This is a genomic window from Xaviernesmea oryzae, assembly GCF_900109605.1.
In the GTDB taxonomy this organism is placed as follows: domain Bacteria; phylum Pseudomonadota; class Alphaproteobacteria; order Rhizobiales; family Rhizobiaceae; genus Xaviernesmea; species Xaviernesmea oryzae.
On the sequence record NZ_FOAM01000021.1, the window covers coordinates 58,772 to 72,539 of the forward strand.

The following is a 13,768-nucleotide window of genomic DNA, read 5'->3' on the forward strand; positions in this document are numbered from 1 at the left end:
CCGCAGCGTCAGCGCATTTTTCTGTTGATGCCGTAGGTTAGCGCCAGCGCGCTGACGAGGACGGCGCCCTTGATGAAATCCTGGGTGTAATAGGGCGCATTCAGCATGGTCAGCCCGTTGAGCAGCACACCGACGAAGACGGCGCCGACGATGGTGCCGCCGACATTCGGTCGGCGCAAGCCCCGCACGGCAAAGCCGATCAGCGAGGCGGCAACCGAATCCATCAGCAGCGAGGCGCCGGAAGAGACATCGCCGCGGCCGATACGGGCCGCCACGATGATGCCGCCCAGTGCTGCAAGACTGGCGGACAGGACATAGGCAAAGCCCCGCAGCCGCTCGACCGGCGCGCCGGCAAGCCGCGTTGCGGTCTCGTTTCCACCCGTGGCGAAGAGCAGCCGGCCGAAGCGGGTGCGCTCGGTCAAGACGAACAGGACGATGGCCACGAGGATCATCAGCAGCACCGGCAAGGGCAGCGTCTCAAACAGGCTGGAGCGACCGATCGCGAGAAACAATGGATCCACCTTTCCCGTCGCCTTGCTGCCATCCGGCAGGATCAGCCCGGCGGAAATTGAGCGCCCGGCCGTCGGAATGAGTTGAAGACCAGTGAGCAGAAACATGGTGGACAGCGTTGCCAGCAGATCGGGCACTTTCAGCCGCACGATCAGCAAGGCATTGAACAGGCCGACGACAATGCCGAAGGCGAGAACCAGGGCGACTGTGGCAAAGGCCCCGAGGTCAAGCACGATCATCGCATAGCTGGCGGCCATCACGCTGGAGGCAGCGACCGCTCCCACGGACAGATCGAACCCTCCGACGGCCAGCGTGACGGTGACGCCGGTGCCGATGATGGCGACCACGGCCACTGCCTGGAGGATGCTCATGGCATTGGCGAGGGTGAGGAAGGCGGGCTGGAGCACGGAGAAGATCAGCACCAGCGCCGCGAGCAGCAGGAAGACGACGCCTCGGCGCAGGCCGTCGCGCAGTTGCGCGGCAAGCGGTAGCGCATCGGCAAGGGCATGTGGATCGCGACGCGTATTGATCGGCGCTGTGCTATCGGTCATCAGGCAAGTTCCTCATGGCGCGCGCCGATCAGCGTGCTGTTTGTCCGGCGATCCGGCGGCGTTTGTTCGAGCAGCCGGTGGCGGTCGATGACGATCACGCGATCCGCCACCTCTAGCGCTTCTTCCGGATCGGAAGTGGCCAGCAGCGTGGCGCGATCCGTGCGGCTGCGCAGGGCGGCGATGATGTCCTGGCGCGCACCGACATCGACGCCTTGGAAGGGCTCGTCCAGCATCAGCAGGCGACTCGGCTCGGCATCCCAGCGCGCCAAAACGACCTTTTGCTGATTGCCGCCTGAGAGCGACCAGACGGATGCGGCCGGACCCGTGGCCTTGATCCCGAGCCGCGCGATGGCGTCTGTCGCCGCTGCCTGCTCGCGGCGTTCGCGCAGGATGCCGTGCGGATGCCAGCGGCGCAGATAGGGAAGGCTGATGGTCGAGGCGATGCTTTCGCCCGGCCAGCCGGCAGGGATGAAGGAGGCGCGATGGCGGTCTTCCCCGGCCAGGACGACGCCGCGCGCGATGGCCTCGGCCGGACCGGATGGCGCATAGGCAGCGCCATCGAGCACCGCACGGCCACTGGCGAAGCGGCCGAGCCCGAACAGAAGGGACAGGAGCCGGCTCTTGCCGGCCCCCAGAACACCCGTCAGCGCCACCACCTCCCCCTCACGCAGGGTGAGGTCGAAGGCTGGCGTGTCATTGAAGATCCTGACCCCAGACAAGTGCAGCACCGGCCTGCCCGGAACGGTTCGCCGCTGCGGATGGACCAGGCTCAGGGGGCGCCCGATCATCGTTTCGATCGCCTTCACCAGGTCGATGGGCCGTGCCTGCTGCGCCACCACCCGGCCACCGCGCAGAACGACCACTCGGTCGGCAAGAGCCTGGAGATCCGCCGTGCGGTGAGAAATATAGAGCACCGCGATGCCGCGCGCCTTCAGCCCGCGCACCATCTGGTAGAAGCGCTCCGCTTCCCGCGCCGAAAGGCTGGCCGTCGGTTCGTCCAGGATCAGGAGCTTGGCCTGGTTGGACAACGCGCGCGCAATGGCGACCAGCTGCCGATCTGCCGTTCCGAGCTCCGAAAAATCGCGGTCCAAGGGGAGGTCGAACCCCACGTCGGATAGAATCGCCGCCGCTCGTCGTCGCAGGCTGCGATGCGACAGGAAGAAGGGCTGGCGGCCGTCGGCAAATTGATCGAGCAACAGCGCATCGGCAACGGTCATGCCGGGAATGCCGATGACATCCGTGGACTGATGCACGGTGACGATTCCCCGGGCGGCAGCCTCGGCGGGGCTCTTGGCGTGATAGGGCCTGCCATCGAAGTAAATGCTGCCGGCATCGGCTTCGATCAGCCCTGCCAGAATCTTCACCAACGTCGATTTGCCAGCGCCATTGGCCCCCATGAGTGCAACGACCTCACCCCGATTGATCGACAGCGAAGCCGCGTCGAGTGCCTGGGTGGAGCCGAAAGCGCGCGAGAGCCCCTCGATGGAAAGCAGCATGCGGACGTTCTCGTGGACAGGGTCGCGGGCACGTGGCGGCCGGGAGAACTTATCGCACATCCCCCATCGCACCCACATGACCTGCGGCAGATCTCGAATTCTTGTCTTAACGGTGCCCTTCGCCAAGGCGACCAACAAGAACGCGGCTTTCATTGTCGACAGAATTTGTAGAATTTCGTTCCTGCTCTGACCGGCTACGATGTCGCTTCCGCCAAGCGTGGCTCTGAAGGGGATGCTCTGCTGCGGGCCATCCCGTTTTGCGCATGGCGTCCCAATCGAAAAGCCATTTCCGGCAGTGGGCCGTTTGAGGCAAAAACATATCCTATAAAATCCGTGGATTTAGATGATGATGCAGCACGGTCCTATCCATGAAAGGGAAGTCCATGCCAACCACGCTTCGTCTTGCCACGCTTTTCGCACCGGCTCTGCTCCTCGCAAGCTCGGCTCTCGCAGGCGGTATCGCCGGCGCTCCCGCGCCCTTCGACAAAGGCGGGGTGAAGATCGCCTTGATCGGCTACATCTCCGCCGGAGACTTCTTTCAGGCTTATCAGGCGGGCGCCGAGGCGCAGGCCAAGGCACTCGGCATCGATCTTCAGGTTTTCCAGGGGCGGCAGGATGCGGCCCAGCAGCGCGAGCAGGTGCTCCAGGCCATCAATCTCGGCGTCAAGGCGATCGTCATCGATCATGGCCAGCCGGAGGCGCTGGCCGACGTCGCGCAACAGGCCCTGGACAAGGGCATCAAGGTCGTCGCCTTCGATGTCAACCTGAACAATCCCGCCATTCCCCAGGTCGAACAGTCGGATCATCGCCTGGCCGAGCTGGCGCTGGATCAGGCGCTGAAGGACAACGGCACGGCGTTCAAGGCGGGCTATGTCTATGTGGCGGGCTTCGCCCCGCTCGACCGTCGAAACGAGATCTGGGATAAGGTGAAGGCCGCCAATCCCGGCATCGTCGAAGCCGCGCGTTTCGGCACGGTCAGCGACACCACGGCGACGGCGACCGCCGATCAGGCCAAGGCGGTCTTCCGCGCCAATCCGGATATTTCCGTGGTGTTCGCGCCCTATGACGAGTTCGCGCGCGGCGTGAAGCTCGCAGCTGCCGATCTCGGCATTCAGGACAAGGTAAAGATCTATTCGGCCGATGTATCCACGGCCGACATCCAGGAAATCACCGAAAAGGGCAGCCCTTGGGTCGCAACCGCCGCAACCAACCCGTCCGTCGTCGGCGCTGTCTCGATCCGCGCGGCGGCGCTGCAGATTGCAGGCGATCAGGTACCGCACCAGATCGTGGTTGAACCGGCATTGATCACGCAGAAGCAGTTGCGCGATGCCGGCGTGACCACGATCGATGAGCTTGCCAAGAAAGTCCCCGCCTTTTCCACGAGCACGGCGGTGACGGCGAGCTGGATTCCCGCTGCGGCTTTCTGAAAGCCGATTGCGCAAATTTTCGAGGGCGACACCTTGGACGAGGTGTTGCCCTCTGCCTTTGTGAGCAATCTCTGACCTGATCCCGAATGCGGCAAACTATTATCCAAATAGTCTACTCTATGGATAGATTTTGCTGATGAAGCGGCGGCAGATCCCCTATCGTTTGTCAGAGAGGCCATAGGCCGTCTGATCCATTTTGCGAGAGGGTGCTGATATCATGCTGAAGACGTTGCTTGCGGCCGCGGCCGTGACACTGGGCGCAAGCCTGTTCTCCCTGTCGGCCGGGGCCGCCGACAAGAAGGTTGTCGTCGCCTATCAGACCGATGCCCTGCCGTCGTCCGTCGCCATCGCCAACGGCGAATTCGCCAAGGCAACCGGTTACGACATCGACTTCCGCAAGTTCAATTCCGGCGCTGAGATCTTTGCAGCCATTGCCTCTGGCGATGTGCAGGTCGGCTATGTCGGGTCCAGCCCCTTTGCGGCGGCTACCTCGCGCGGGCTGGATGTGCGCGCCTTCTATCTTGCCTCGATCTCCGGCATCGATGAGGCGCTGGTGGTGCGCAATGGCTCAGGCATCGAGAAGCTTGAGGACCTCAAAGGCAAGAAACTCGCCGCCGCGCCTGTATCCACCGATCATTATCAGCTGTTGCAGTTGATCAAGCAGCTCGGCCTGACGGAAGCCGATGTGCAGGTTCTGGCTATTCCGCAGCCTGAAATCGCCGCCGCCTTTGGCCGGGGCGATATTGACGGCGGCTTCGTCTGGGATCCGGCGCTGACCGAGCTGAAGAAGAACGGCAAGGTACTGATTACGTCAAAGGAGGTCGCCGAGCGCGGCGCTCCGACCTTCTCCGCCTGGGTGGCAACGGGCAAGTTCGCCGACGCCAATGGAGAATTCCTCAGCAAGTTCGCCGGCGTGATCAACAAATACTACGCCTCTTTCAAGACGGACAAGGCAGCCTGGGGACCTTCAAGCGACAACACCAAGGCGCTTTCCGGCCTTCTCGGCGGCACGGCGGAGCAGCAGGCCGCGGCGCTCGGCAATCTCAACCTTCTGGCCCCGGAAGCGCAGTCCTCCAAGGATTGGCTGGGCGGCGGTGAGGCATCCGGCGCGGCCAAGATCCTGAAGGCGACGGCGCAGTTCCTGAAGGATCAGGGCAAGGTCTCCGAGGTTCTGCCGAGTTATGCGGCCTTCGTCACGCCGGTCGCACTGCAGGCGACGAACTGAGCACATTTATCATCCTCCAAAACGACCGCCGGCCCGCTTCGGACCGGCGGTCTTGCTGCATCGGGAAAGAGATATGCTGCGCATCAGAAACGCCACCGTGACCTTCGAGGGACACGACGGCCGGCAGGTTCACGCGCTCGACCGTGTGGATCTCGATATAGAAGAGGGCGCCTTCGTCGTGGCGCTCGGCGCCTCCGGCTGCGGAAAGTCGACGCTGCTCAACACCATCGCCGGCTTTCTGCCGCTATCCGACGGGTCGATCACGCTGAACGGCCGGGAGATTGACGGGCCCGGCGCCGACCGGGGCGTGGTCTTTCAGAAGGATACGCTGCTGCCTTGGGCCAGCATCATCGACAATGTGGCGCTCGGCCTGCGCTTTGCCGGCATCCCGAAGCGGGCGCGGCGGGAGCGGGCGCGCGAGCTTCTCGGCTTGGTCGGCCTAGCCGATTTTGCCGAAAGCCATCCGCATGAGCTATCCGGCGGCATGCGCCAGCGCGTCGGCATCGCGCGGGCTTTGGCGACCGAACCGGATATTCTGCTGATGGACGAGCCCTTCGGCGCGCTCGACAGCCTGACGCGGGAGCAGATGCAGGAGCTTCTCGTCTCCGTCTGGCACCGCACAGGCAAGCGGATCTTCTTCATCACCCATTCGATCGAGGAGGCGCTGTTCCTCGGCACGCGGCTGATTGTCATGTCGCCGCGTCCCGGCCGCGTCGTCGCGCGCTATGAGCTCGATTTCGTCAAGCGCTATGTCGAGACGGGCGATGTGCGCGGCATTCACCTCGATCCGGCCTTTGCGGCCCTTCGGGAAGAAATCCGGCAGATTCTGCACAGCGACCATCATCAGGGGATTGCCGCATGACCACGCTCGAACTCGACCGTCACGATCCGGACGTGAGGCCAGCGCGCCGAGCGCGTGCCGCCGTCGTGCGCATGCGCGGACTTGGCATGAGCGGCAGGCCGACGCTTGCCATCAGTGTGGTGACGGCCGGCGCCATCCTGGCTGCCTGGTGGGCGGCGACCGCGCTGCAGCTGACTCCTAGCCTCTTCCTGCCGCGCCCGAGCGAGGTCATCCATCAGTTTGTGCTGGTCTATAAGAATGGCTATGCCGGCGCCTCGCTCGGCGCCCATATCGGCGCAAGCCTGCTGCGCATCGGCACGGCGTCGCTGCTTGCCATTGCCACTGCAATTCCCATCGGCCTGGCGATGGGGCTCAACCGCTGGGTCAAGGGCATCCTCGATACGCCGATCGAATTCTACTGGCCGCTGCCACCGCTTGCCTATCTGCCGCTGATGATCATCTGGCTCGGCATCGGCGAAGCCTCCAAGATCGCGCTTCTGTTCCTTGCCATGTTTGCGCCGATCTGTCTTTCCGCCCAAGCGGGCGTGCGCTCCGTGTCGTTGGAACGCGCCAATGCGGCGCGCGCGCTTGGCGCCTCGCGCTGGCAGCTCTTTCTCCACATCGTGCTGCCGAGCGCACTGCCGGAAATCCTTACCGGCATCCGCATCGCCTTCGGCGTCGGCTGGAGCACGCTCGTTGCCGCGGAGCTGATCGCTTCCACGCGGGGCATCGGCTATCTCATCATGTCGGCCGCGCAATTCCTGGCGACCGACGTGGTCTTCGTCGGCATCGCCATCATTTCGCTCTGCGCCTTCGGCTTCGGCCTGGCCGTGCGCCTGGCGGAGCGCTGGCTCGTGCCGTGGAAGGGTCGGGACTGACGCAGCCCATACGCCGCTGGTTGCTCAAGCGCCGGCGGCGTATCATCCTGCCGCGAAAAGGCGTTCGCTCTTGGCCGTCGCGGTTTAAAGCCGGCCCGTTTCACTCCTGCCGAAATGCAGATCGGCTTCAGCGAGAGACGAGACGCCGGCCTCCCTGCTCAGACATGTTGGCCGCCATTGATGTGAATCTCGGCGCCATTGATGTAGGCGGAGCGCTCGCTGCAGAGGAAGTGGATGATATCGGCCACCTCTTCCGGTGTGCCCAGGCGTTTCAGCGGCACGGCGGCCTCCACCAGATCATCCGTCCCTGGCGAGAGGATCGAGGTGGCGATCTCACCTGGCGCAATCGCATTGGCGCGCACGCCGCGTGGGCCGAATTCATGCGCCAGTTCACGCGTCAGCGCGGCCAGCCCGGCCTTGGATGCGGCATAGGCGACGCCGGCAAAGGGATGGACGCGCGATCCGGCAATCGAGGTGACATTGACGATCGAGCCGCCCGCCGCTTCCAGCTCCGACAGCAGCGCACGGGCCAGAAGCGCGGTCGAAACGAGATTGACATTGAGCACCCGGGTCCAGGTTTCGGCGTCGCTTTCCGTCACTCCGAGACGGGCGCCGTCCGGTCCCTTGGGCGAAATCCCCGCATTGTTGACCAGCGCATGCAGGGCGCCGTCCGGTAGGCGTTCGCGCACCGTCGCCACCAGCCTGTCGATCTGGTCGAGATCGGAAAGGTCGGCCTGGATATGGCTTTCGCGCGCCATCGGCCAGAGACAGTCCTCCGACACCGGCTGGCGCGAAACGGTCAGAAGCCGCCAGCCTTTCTCCTGGAAGAGCTTGACGGTGGCATGACCGATACCGCGGCTGGCGCCTGTCAAGAGCATGGTGGGTTGGGCCATGGTCGATCTCCTCACGTGCTGGCGCTCATTTAAGTGCCTCAGCCTTGTTTGCAAAGTCTCTGAAATAAAACGACGCACGGTTCGTCGCGATTGAGCGGGATAACATCGCCGATCCCACAGAACCAGGCGCGCTGGTTGGGAGCAACCCAATGGGGCCTCACTGGGTGGGCCCAGATCATGCCGCCCTGCAGGGGCACCATCCTCCGCCTCATGCCGAGGCAAAAGATAGGGGGCGCCAATGCTACAGACAGAGGCATTTGGCCGCAGTCGGCGCCCGGCTGCCCTGCTCAGCGATGACAGGTGAGTGGAACATGATGGACGAGATAGACGGCAAGATGGTGGTGATAAAAGGGGCGAGCAGCGGGCTCGGCGCAGCAGTGGCGCGGTGGGACCGGAGCTGCCGCGCAGCATCACAGAAGCCCAGGCGGCAAAGAGCAGGCAGCATTTCGACGCTTCGGTCGCCATTCCCCGAGGGGAATTTCGCCTCCGTCATCGCCTGCGCCATTGCCCCGTCAGCCAACATGGACACCAACGAAATACTCGTCCGGTCAACGGCACAGCATTAGATAGAGGCTTTCGTCAGGGCAGCGATGAGCGAGCGTCTGCTCGCCCAGCGCTGCCTTGTTGCGGACAGGTATGCTTCAAGCCGAAGCGGGCGTGCCGATCGAGTCGAGTTCGGCCAGATCCTCCGCGGACAGCGCGATATCGGCCACGGCAAGGTTTTCGCGCAGATGCGCGCGCGAGGATGTGCCGGGGATCAGGAGAATATTCGGCGACCGCTTCAAAAGCCACGCGAGCGCCAGCTGCAGCGGTGTCGCACCCAACCGTGCGGCGACATCCGACAGCGTCGCCGATTGCAGCGGTGAAAAGCCGCCGAGCGGGAAGAACGGCACATAGGGCACGCCTTCGCGGGCCAGCTGGTCGATCAGCGCATCATCGCTGCGATTGGCCAGATTGTACTGGTTTTGCACGCAGGCGATCTCGGCGATCTTGCGCCCATCCGCAATCTGCTTCGCGGTGACGTTCGAAAGGCCGATATGGCGGACCAGACCCTGCTGCTGAAGCTCGGCCAAAATGCTGAGTGGCTCTTCCAAAGAGCCTTCCGCCGGGCCGTGAACATCGAACATGGCGCGCAGATTGACGACCTCGAGCATATCGAGGCCGAGATTGCGCAGATTGTCATGCACGGCCTGCGTCAGCTCCGCCTTGGAAAAAGCCGGGTTCCAGGAGGCGTCGTCCCCGCGTGTCGCACCGATCTTGGTGACGATCACAAGGTTTTCGCCATAAGGGTGCAGGGCCTCCTTGATGATCTGATTGGTGACGTGCGGGCCATAGAAATCGCTGGTGTCGATATGATCGACGCCGCTTTCGACGGCTTCGCGCAGGACGGCGATGGCTTCCGCCCGATCCTTCGGTGGGCCGAAGACGCCTCGGCCAGCCAGCTGCATGGCCCCATAGCCAATGCGCGTCACGTCGCGATGGCCGAGCCTGTAGGTTCCGGATTGGTGAAGATTTGCCATGGATGTGCCTCCTGTCTTGAACATGGATCCGAGATAGGGCATTCGCATTATGGCGATAAGCGCCTGCAATCCGCACAGCCTGTCCGCTGCAGCGTACAATCGGGAGGGTGACCAGCCATGGGTCAGACGCGGCCTGACATGGAAGACATGGGCGCCTTTCTTCTCGTGGCGCGCACTGGTGGTTTTCGCGAGGCCGCGCGCGCCAGCCGGATGAGCGCTTCGGCCTTGAGCGATGCTGTCCGTCGGCTTGAGGACGAACTGGGCGTCCGTCTCTTGAACCGCACCACACGCAGCGTCGTGCCGACACAGGCCGGCCTCAGCCTGATCGACCGTTTGACGCCAGCCTTCCGCGAGATCCAGGCGGCAGTGGATCTGGTGCGCGATTCAGGCGGCAAGCCTGCCGGCACGCTCAGCCTCAACGTGCCGATCAGCGCCGCGCGGCTGATCCTGCCACAGATCGTGCCGCCGTTTCTCGCGGCCTATCCCGAGATCCGGCTGGAGGTGGTGACCGATGAGCGCTTCGTCGATATTCTGGCCGCCGGCTGCGATGCCGGCATTCGCTACGACGAGCGGCTGGAGCTGGATATGATCGCCGTGCCGATCGGCCCGCGCAGGCAGCGCTTCGCCATCGCTGCCGCGCCCGCTTATCTTGACCTGCATGGCCGTCCCGAGCATCCGCGCGATCTGCTGAACCATGCCTGCATTCGCGGCCGTTTCGCCGGCCGGCCGGTCGAAACCTGGGAATTCGAGCGGGAGGGCGAGGTGCTGCGTGTTGATCCGCCCGGTCAGCTTCTGGTGCAGAACGGCACGGGCACGGATCTCGGTGTGGCCGCAGCCGTCGCGGGCACGGGGATCGTCGCGCTCTTTGAAGATTGGCTGCAGCCTTATTTCGACAGTGGCGCACTGGTTCCGGTGCTTGAGGACTGGTGGCAGGTCTTTTCCGGCCCCTTCCTCTATTATCCCGGTCGCCGGCTGGTGCCGGCGCCCCTGCGCGCCTTTATCGATTTCGTTCGCGCCCATCCCTGGCCGGCATGAGGCGCAAACATGTGCGAGCGCCGATCAGGCCTCGCCATCGCCCTGCTTCAGCAGCGCCAGCACGCGGCGGCAGTCGGCATTGTCGCCCGTCAGCAGATTGATCGGATCGACCACGCCGAAGGACACGCCGATGGCGTGCGCAGCCGCCCAGCCCCAGTTGGCCTGCGCCCGTTCGAGCAATCGCGGGCCTTCCGCCGCCACGCAAGCCCGGCCGGCGCCGATCACATCACCGGCCGCCATGCCTTGAAGCCGGTCGCCAATTTCAGCCTGAAGCGGGTTGAGAACAAAAAGCGCGAAAAGCGTGGCGATGAATTCCGACATCAAGATCTCCTGTTTGCTCACGACATGGGAAACCCAGGACCGCTTTTCCATGTGAGATCGATCACAAAGATGTTGCTGATCAAGAGAGGGGCGCGGGAGCAGGGCGTTTCCGGCTTTTACAAATTTCCCCTCTCGAAAAATCCGTCATGCTGTGCATATCGGTTCGAGATCATGAGAGGGAGGCACACCTATGGACAAGAAACCCGGCAAGAGAATCGTCTTCACCGGCGGCAGCGGCAAGGCGGGGCGCGATGTCGTGCCCTATCTGCGTGACAGGGGCCACGAGATCTTCAACCTCGATCTGGTGCCGCTCGACTGCCCTGGGGTCAACACCCTCGTAACCGACCTGACAGACAGCGGTCAGGTCTTCAACGCTTTGTCGATGCATTTCGACTTTGCCGGGCTCGAAACGGGCAAGGGTCCGGCACCTGTGGATGCCGTCGTGCATTTCGCCGCCGTGCCGCGCATTCTGCTGAAGCCCGATAACGCCACATTCGCCGCCAACACGCTCTCGACCTACAATGTCATCGAGGCGGCGGTGAAACTCGGCATCCGCAAGATCATCATTGCCTCCAGCGAGACGACCTATGGCGTCTGCTTCGCCGAGGGCGACAAGGATTTCCATCAGTTTCCGCTGACAGAAGATTATGATGTCGACCCGATGGACAGTTATGGTCTATCCAAGGTGGTGAATGAGAAAACGGCGCGTGCCTTCGCCATGCGCACGGGCGCCGACATTTATGCGCTGCGCATCGGCAATGTCATCTCGCCGGACGATTATGCCAACTTCCCCCGCTTCCTGGCCGATCCGCCCTCGCGCAAGCGCAATGCCTGGAGCTATATCGACGCGCGCGATCTCGGCCAGATCGTCGATCTCTGCATTGATAAAGACGGCCTGGGCTTTCAGGTCTTCAATGCGGTGAACGACACGATTACGGCGCTGGAGCCGACCCGCGATTTTCTCGCCAAATATGCGCCGAACAGTCCGATCGCCGAACCGCTCGATGGTTTCGCTGCACCGATCAGCAACGCCAAGATTCGAGAAGTCCTGGGCTTTCGCGAAGAACATGACTGGCGACGCTACGTGCCTCAAGCCGGGGCCGATCGATAGGCTTGTGCTTTGTCTGCAGCAGTTGCCGGGTCTTGCTCGGCGGCTGCATGAAAGGGCGGGCGCGGAATTTTCCCTGTCAAGACGGCGGGGCCTTGTTTCCACCACAATCAATCTTTATATCCTCAGCCATCGGCACTGCTGGTTGAGCGTCCCACTCAAATTCGCGGAAGCTCGCGGAGCCGATATCGCTGATGGCTTTTGACCACGGATGTACTGGCAGGGGATAGACAGCGAATGAGGAAGGTCGGTGCGGTTTCGCCCCGGCCTTTTTTGTTGTTCTGTGGTGTTGCCGTGTGACAGGACTGCGTGCAAATATTTTTCTCCCGCCGCGACGGATGATGCGCGCCCGCGCGTATCAGGCCTGAAATCTGGCTGCTTGCGGGCGGCTCTTCCTGGCGGACAGAGAATGGACGATCCGGATGCGGCGCTGATGCAAGCTGTGGCGGCGGGTGAGCCGGCGGCGATGCAGATGTTGGTGGCGCGCAAATTGCCGCGTCTTCTGGCCTTGGCCGTGCGCATGCTAGGCGATCGTGTAGAAGCGGAAGATGTGGCGCAGGAAACGTTTCTGCGCATCTGGCGCCATGCAGGCTCTTTTCGTGGCGAGCGGGCGCGTCTGGACACCTGGGCTCACCGTATCGCGCTCAACCTCTGCTATGATCGTCTGCGCCGGCGGCGCGAGCAGCCGATGGCCGAACCACCTGACGCCATCGACCCTGCCTTGCGGCCCGATGAGGCGCTGAGCGAAGCATGCTCGGCGCGGCGGGTCGAGCGCGCGCTCCAGGCGCTGGCACCGCGTCAGCGCGAGGCGATCGTGCTCGTTTATTATCAGGACATGACGAACCGGCAGGCTGCCGAGCTCATGGATGTCAGCGTCGATGCGCTGGAAAGCCTGCTGTCGCGCGGGCGTCGGGCTCTGGCAGCGATACTCAAGGGAGATGACCAATGACACGCGCGGTGACGCCTGGCGCCGAAGGCGCGAAACATCAGCGGGATCTTGCGTCCCGTGCGGCCGGTCATACCCTTGACGACGCACGGTTCCGCGCGCTGGCCGATGCTTATGGCGGGGAGATCGGCCATTGGCCGCAGGACCTGCGCCCGGCCGCCGAGGCCTTCGCCCAAACGTCCGCCGGCAAAGCGGTGCTGGAAGAGGCAGCGCAGATCGACAGCCTGCTCGACCGCTTCACCGTGGCCAGTCCCTCGGCATCCCTGCAGATGCAGATCCTGAAGAGCGGCGCGCGGCGAGGAGCATGGCACCGCGCACTCCGCCGCGTCCTCATCGGGGCCGGGCTTCTCGGCGTCGGTCTCGCTGGCGGTCTTGCCGGCGCCGCCGCCGTGATGATCGCCGTTCCCGCGCCGGCCCTGATCGCAGAGGATGGCGTGACGGCCTTTGGCGGGCTGTCGCCGGATGTGGCGTCGAGCGAGGAAAAGCCTGGCCTCATGCCGGCAGGGGAGGGTAGGCAATGACGGACAAGGGCTTTCGCCGTCTCGTGCTGGGGCTGCTGGTGCTCAACACCTTTCTGGTCTGCGCCCTGGCGGGCGCGGGCCTGTTTTACGTGACGCGCACGCCGTCGGCGCCTGTTGGCCGTCTGCCACTGGCAGGCGAGGACCTGCCGGCAGCCAACCGCGCCGATTTTCAAAAAGCGCTATCGGATGCGCGCAAGGCTGAGCGTCCGCAGGTCTTGGCAGGGCAACAGGCGCGCATCGAGGCGGCGGCGCTGATGGGGCAGGAGACGCTGGACAGAGACAGACTTGCTGCCGCGCTTGCCCGCGCGCGGGAGGCGGAATTCGCCGTGCGGGCTGCCACGGAGGCCCGCGCCATCGATTTCGTTGCGGCGCTGTCGCTCGAGGAACGCCAGCGCCTCGCACAGGGCCTGATCCGCCGCGAAGCGCCGCGGCCGCCGGCGCGATAGGCGCGCATGGAGGCCGGAACGCCGGCCTGTGTCAACTCGGCGGAAAAGAT

At 63.9% G+C, this 13,768-nt stretch carries 14 protein-coding genes; 9 read left to right on the forward strand and 5 right to left on the reverse strand.

Translation table 11 applies throughout. The features are described from left to right. Nucleotides 1–8: 8 nt before the first annotated feature. Together BMX61_RS21125 and BMX61_RS21130 are read right to left on the reverse strand one after the other, a co-directional pair. Complete coding sequence (locus tag BMX61_RS21125) at nucleotides 9–1,061, reverse strand: ABC transporter permease (RefSeq protein WP_083639189.1); 1,053 nt, start codon at nucleotides 1,059–1,061, stop codon at nucleotides 9–11. Beyond that, nucleotides 1,061–2,557, reverse strand: a complete 1,497-nt coding sequence (locus BMX61_RS21130; protein WP_075625565.1) for a sugar ABC transporter ATP-binding protein — start codon at nucleotides 2,555–2,557, stop codon at nucleotides 1,061–1,063. The genes BMX61_RS21125 and BMX61_RS21130 overlap by 1 nt, the downstream gene beginning before the upstream one ends. 383 nt (nucleotides 2,558–2,940) lie before the next feature. Between BMX61_RS21130 and BMX61_RS21135 the strand changes: the two genes are divergently transcribed. The 4 genes from BMX61_RS21135 to BMX61_RS21150 all read left to right on the forward strand — a co-directional run bounded on the left by BMX61_RS21135 (nucleotide 2,941) and on the right by BMX61_RS21150 (nucleotide 6,928). Beyond that, on the forward strand, nucleotides 2,941–3,984 hold the full coding sequence (locus tag BMX61_RS21135; protein ID WP_075625566.1) for a substrate-binding domain-containing protein: 1,044 nt from the start codon (nucleotides 2,941–2,943) through the stop codon (nucleotides 3,982–3,984). A 217-nt stretch (nucleotides 3,985–4,201) separates the two neighbouring features. After that, nucleotides 4,202–5,209 (forward strand): taurine ABC transporter substrate-binding protein, encoded by a 1,008-nt coding sequence (tauA, locus tag BMX61_RS21140; protein ID WP_075625567.1) that lies wholly within the window; start codon nucleotides 4,202–4,204, stop codon nucleotides 5,207–5,209. A 73-nt stretch (nucleotides 5,210–5,282) separates the two neighbouring features. Further along, nucleotides 5,283–6,071: a taurine ABC transporter ATP-binding protein gene (locus BMX61_RS21145; RefSeq protein WP_075625568.1), complete on the forward strand. Its 789-nt coding sequence runs from the start codon at nucleotides 5,283–5,285 to the stop codon at nucleotides 6,069–6,071. Continuing rightward, complete coding sequence (locus tag BMX61_RS21150; protein WP_407703811.1) at nucleotides 6,068–6,928, forward strand: ABC transporter permease subunit; 861 nt, start codon at nucleotides 6,068–6,070, stop codon at nucleotides 6,926–6,928. Before BMX61_RS21145 ends, BMX61_RS21150 begins: the two co-directional genes overlap by 4 nt. A 158-nt stretch (nucleotides 6,929–7,086) precedes the next feature. Here the strand turns inward: BMX61_RS21150 and BMX61_RS21155 are convergent, their stop codons facing one another. Continuing rightward, a complete protein-coding gene (locus BMX61_RS21155; protein ID WP_075625569.1) occupies nucleotides 7,087–7,821 on the reverse strand; it encodes an SDR family NAD(P)-dependent oxidoreductase in 735 nt (244 codons plus the stop codon). 641 nt (nucleotides 7,822–8,462) lie between these two features. Beyond that, entirely contained in the window at nucleotides 8,463–9,341 is an 879-nt protein-coding gene (locus tag BMX61_RS21165; RefSeq protein ID WP_075625571.1) for an aldo/keto reductase family oxidoreductase, read from the reverse strand. Between the two features lie 117 nt (nucleotides 9,342–9,458). On the opposite strand from BMX61_RS21165, the gene BMX61_RS21170 reads away from it, so the two are divergent. Further along, nucleotides 9,459–10,376, forward strand: a complete 918-nt coding sequence (locus BMX61_RS21170; RefSeq protein ID WP_075625572.1) for a LysR family transcriptional regulator — start codon at nucleotides 9,459–9,461, stop codon at nucleotides 10,374–10,376. Between the two features lie 24 nt (nucleotides 10,377–10,400). Here the strand turns inward: BMX61_RS21170 and BMX61_RS21175 are convergent, their stop codons facing one another. Beyond that, entirely contained in the window at nucleotides 10,401–10,697 is a 297-nt protein-coding gene (locus BMX61_RS21175) for a hypothetical protein (protein WP_075625593.1), read from the reverse strand. Nucleotides 10,698–10,887: 190 nt separating this feature from the next. Here BMX61_RS21175 and BMX61_RS21180 point away from each other — a divergent pair, with 190 nt between their 5' ends. The 4 genes from BMX61_RS21180 to BMX61_RS21195 all read left to right on the forward strand — a co-directional run bounded on the left by BMX61_RS21180 (nucleotide 10,888) and on the right by BMX61_RS21195 (nucleotide 13,718). Further along, nucleotides 10,888–11,808, forward strand: a complete 921-nt coding sequence (locus BMX61_RS21180) for an NAD-dependent epimerase/dehydratase family protein (protein ID WP_075625573.1) — start codon at nucleotides 10,888–10,890, stop codon at nucleotides 11,806–11,808. Between the two features lie 406 nt (nucleotides 11,809–12,214). Beyond that, nucleotides 12,215–12,754, forward strand: coding sequence for an RNA polymerase sigma factor (locus BMX61_RS21185; RefSeq protein ID WP_075625574.1), 540 nt, complete (start codon nucleotides 12,215–12,217; stop codon nucleotides 12,752–12,754). After that, a complete protein-coding gene (locus tag BMX61_RS21190; protein ID WP_083639191.1) occupies nucleotides 12,751–13,272 on the forward strand; it encodes a hypothetical protein in 522 nt (173 codons plus the stop codon). Before BMX61_RS21185 ends, BMX61_RS21190 begins: the two co-directional genes overlap by 4 nt. Beyond that, a complete protein-coding gene (locus BMX61_RS21195; protein WP_075625575.1) occupies nucleotides 13,269–13,718 on the forward strand; it encodes a periplasmic heavy metal sensor in 450 nt (149 codons plus the stop codon). Before BMX61_RS21190 ends, BMX61_RS21195 begins: the two co-directional genes overlap by 4 nt. Nucleotides 13,719–13,768: the final 50 nt, after the last annotated feature.

Bases quoted from the DNA above. Each gene is read 5' to 3' on its own strand.
- BMX61_RS21175 (WP_075625593.1), bottom strand. From the start codon at position 10,697: ATGTCGGAATTCATCGCCACGCTTTTCGCGCTTTTTGTTCTCAACCCG.
- BMX61_RS21195 (WP_075625575.1), top strand. From the start codon at position 13,269: ATGACGGACAAGGGCTTTCGCCGTCTCGTGCTGGGGCTGCTGGTGCTC.
- BMX61_RS21190 (WP_083639191.1), top strand. From the start codon at position 12,751: ATGACACGCGCGGTGACGCCTGGCGCCGAAGGCGCGAAACATCAGCGG.
- BMX61_RS21180 (WP_075625573.1), top strand. From the start codon at position 10,888: ATGGACAAGAAACCCGGCAAGAGAATCGTCTTCACCGGCGGCAGCGGC.
- BMX61_RS21170 (WP_075625572.1), top strand. From the start codon at position 9,459: ATGGGTCAGACGCGGCCTGACATGGAAGACATGGGCGCCTTTCTTCTC.
- BMX61_RS21145 (WP_075625568.1), top strand. From the start codon at position 5,283: ATGCTGCGCATCAGAAACGCCACCGTGACCTTCGAGGGACACGACGGC.
- BMX61_RS21125 (WP_083639189.1), bottom strand. From the start codon at position 1,061: ATGACCGATAGCACAGCGCCGATCAATACGCGTCGCGATCCACATGCC.
- BMX61_RS21130 (WP_075625565.1), bottom strand. From the start codon at position 2,557: ATGCTGCTTTCCATCGAGGGGCTCTCGCGCGCTTTCGGCTCCACCCAG.
- BMX61_RS21155 (WP_075625569.1), bottom strand. From the start codon at position 7,821: ATGGCCCAACCCACCATGCTCTTGACAGGCGCCAGCCGCGGTATCGGT.
- BMX61_RS21165 (WP_075625571.1), bottom strand. From the start codon at position 9,341: ATGGCAAATCTTCACCAATCCGGAACCTACAGGCTCGGCCATCGCGAC.
- BMX61_RS21135 (WP_075625566.1), top strand. From the start codon at position 2,941: ATGCCAACCACGCTTCGTCTTGCCACGCTTTTCGCACCGGCTCTGCTC.
- tauA (WP_075625567.1), top strand. From the start codon at position 4,202: ATGCTGAAGACGTTGCTTGCGGCCGCGGCCGTGACACTGGGCGCAAGC.
- BMX61_RS21150 (WP_407703811.1), top strand. From the start codon at position 6,068: ATGACCACGCTCGAACTCGACCGTCACGATCCGGACGTGAGGCCAGCG.
- BMX61_RS21185 (WP_075625574.1), top strand. From the start codon at position 12,215: ATGGACGATCCGGATGCGGCGCTGATGCAAGCTGTGGCGGCGGGTGAG.